The 1,919-nt window shown below is 72.9% G+C and carries 2 protein-coding genes; one reads left to right on the top strand and one right to left on the bottom strand.

Going from position 1 to position 1,919, the window contains the following annotated elements; translation table 11 throughout:
• Positions 1–219 precede the first annotated feature (219 nt).
• Positions 220–1,098 carry a protein phosphatase 2C domain-containing protein gene (locus ACTIDRAF_RS0222390; protein WP_016700941.1) on the bottom strand — a complete coding sequence of 293 codons (879 nt, stop codon included), beginning with the start codon at positions 1,096–1,098 and terminating at the stop codon, positions 220–222.
• A gap of 83 nt (positions 1,099–1,181) precedes the next feature.
• Here ACTIDRAF_RS0222390 and ACTIDRAF_RS0222385 point away from each other — a divergent pair.
• Positions 1,182–1,919 (top strand): N-6 DNA methylase (locus ACTIDRAF_RS0222385; protein WP_016700940.1); only part of this gene is annotated, 738 nt, incomplete at its 3' end.

The raw sequence follows: 1,919 nt of genomic DNA, 5'->3' as shown, positions 1-1,919 counted from the left end.
TTCCCTCCCCCCCCCGCCGATAACTGATCTGCGCCATCCTCCCGCTCCCGTTCCTGTCGCCGGGCTCGGCCCGGCACCACCAGTCCGCTCCCGGCAGGATTGCCCGCCCCGGGCCGGGGAAACCGGTGGCCCCGGGTCGGGGCGGGAGGGGCGCCGCGCGTGGAGGTGGTCCCTCGGCGTCCGCCTTCCCCGGGCCTGGCAGGAACGCGGCGGGGTTGCTCAGTCGGCGTCGGCGGGGAAGACCTGACCGGTCCACCGGGACAGCCACGCCGGCGCGGAGCTCGGGTCGGGAGTCACGCCCTGGTCCCGGGCCGCGCCCACCACCAGACCCGGCTGCGGCGCGGTGTCCCGCTCGGGCTCCAGGACATCGGCGACCACGCAGGTGATGTTGTCCGGACCGCCGCCCCGGTTGGCCAGGTCGATCAGCTGCCGGATCGCTTCCTGACGGTCCTCGACGGTGCTGAGCACCTCGTGCACCGTCTCGGCGCTGACGACGGCGGTCAGCCCGTCGGAGCACAACAGGTAGCGGTCGCCGACCTGGGCGTCGTGGGAGGACAGGTCCGGATCGGCCGAGCCGTTGCTCTGCAACGCCCGCATCACCACCGAGCGGCGCGGGTGTTCCGCGGCTTCCTCGGGGGTGAGCCGCCCCTCGTCCAGCAGGCTCTGGATCATCGTGTGGTCCCGGGTGATCTGGTACAGCACTCCGCCCCGCAGCAGGTAACCCCGCGAATCCCCCACGTGCGCGAGCGCGAGGCGCGCCCCGTCCCACATCAGCGCGGTCAACGTGGTGCCCATGCCCGCCAGGCCCTCGTCCCGCTGGGCGAGTTCGGTCAGCCGCGCGGCGGCGGAGGTCACCCCGCCGGCCAGCAGGTCGAGGGCACGGCCCCGGTCCGGGGCGGCGGTCAGGGAACCGTCGAGCTCGACGAGGGTGGCCACCACCACCGAGCTGGCCACCTCACCGTGCGCGTGCCCACCCATCCCGTCGGCCACCGCCAGCAGGCGAGGACTCGCGTACGCCGAGTCCTGGTTCACCGCCCGCCGTTGGCCGACATCGGAGCCCGCGGCGTACCGCAACAGCAGGGGCTTCGTGTGCATCATGGAGGCAGTAAATCACTGGTTGATCGTGTTCACAAGCGAGTAGGTTGTGGACGGTGACCGTGGTGTGAACTAGGGTGGGGGAAATGAGCCAGGACGCCACCGTGAACGCGGCGGAGATCGCTCGTCTCGTTGACGTCGGCCGGGCCGCGGTCAGCAACTGGCGGCGCCGGCACGAGGACTTCCCCCAGCCGGTCGCCGGCACGACCTCGAGCCCCCTGTTCTCCCTGCGGGAGGTCGAGAACTGGCTGCGCCGCAACGGCAAACCCTACGAGGTGTCGCTGGCCGACCGGGTCTGGCAACGCCTCCGCCTGGGAGACGACCTCACCCTCGGCGACCGGGTCGCCGCGACCGGGCGGTTCCTGCGCTCCCTCATCCCCGGTTCGACCCCCACCCGCCCCGAACTCGACGACCCCGAGGCAGCCAGGCTCCTCATCCGGCTCGCCGAGCAACGCGGACCCGCCGCCGCCTTCGAGTTCCTCTGCGCCCGCTACGCCGAGACCCACTCCCGCCGGCTCGCCCTCACCTCCCCCGACCTGGCCACCCTGATGGTCACGCTCACCGACGCCGGCAGGGGCACGGTACTCGACCCCGCCTGCGGGCTGGGAACGCTCCTGATGGCCGCGCCCGCGTCCCGCCGCCTCGGCCAGGACATCGACCGGACCCGAGCCTCGATCACGGAGTCCCGACTGCGGCTGCACGCCGTCGACGCCCGGATCGCCCCCGCCGACACCCTGCTCGACGACCAGCTCGCCACCGAACTCGCCGACGCCGTGGTCTGCGACCCCCCCTTCAACGAACGGTCCTGGGGGCACTCCCACCTC

This window comes from Actinoalloteichus spitiensis RMV-1378, assembly GCF_000239155.1.
GTDB classification, from domain to species: Bacteria; Actinomycetota; Actinomycetes; order Mycobacteriales; family Pseudonocardiaceae; genus Actinoalloteichus_B; species Actinoalloteichus_B spitiensis.
The sequence above is the reverse complement of the archived record's forward strand: the minus strand, read 5'-3'. Positions and strand labels throughout refer to the sequence as shown.

Bases quoted from the DNA above. Each gene is read 5' to 3' on its own strand.
- ACTIDRAF_RS0222390 (WP_016700941.1), bottom strand. From the start codon at position 1,098: ATGATGCACACGAAGCCCCTGCTGTTGCGGTACGCCGCGGGCTCCGAT.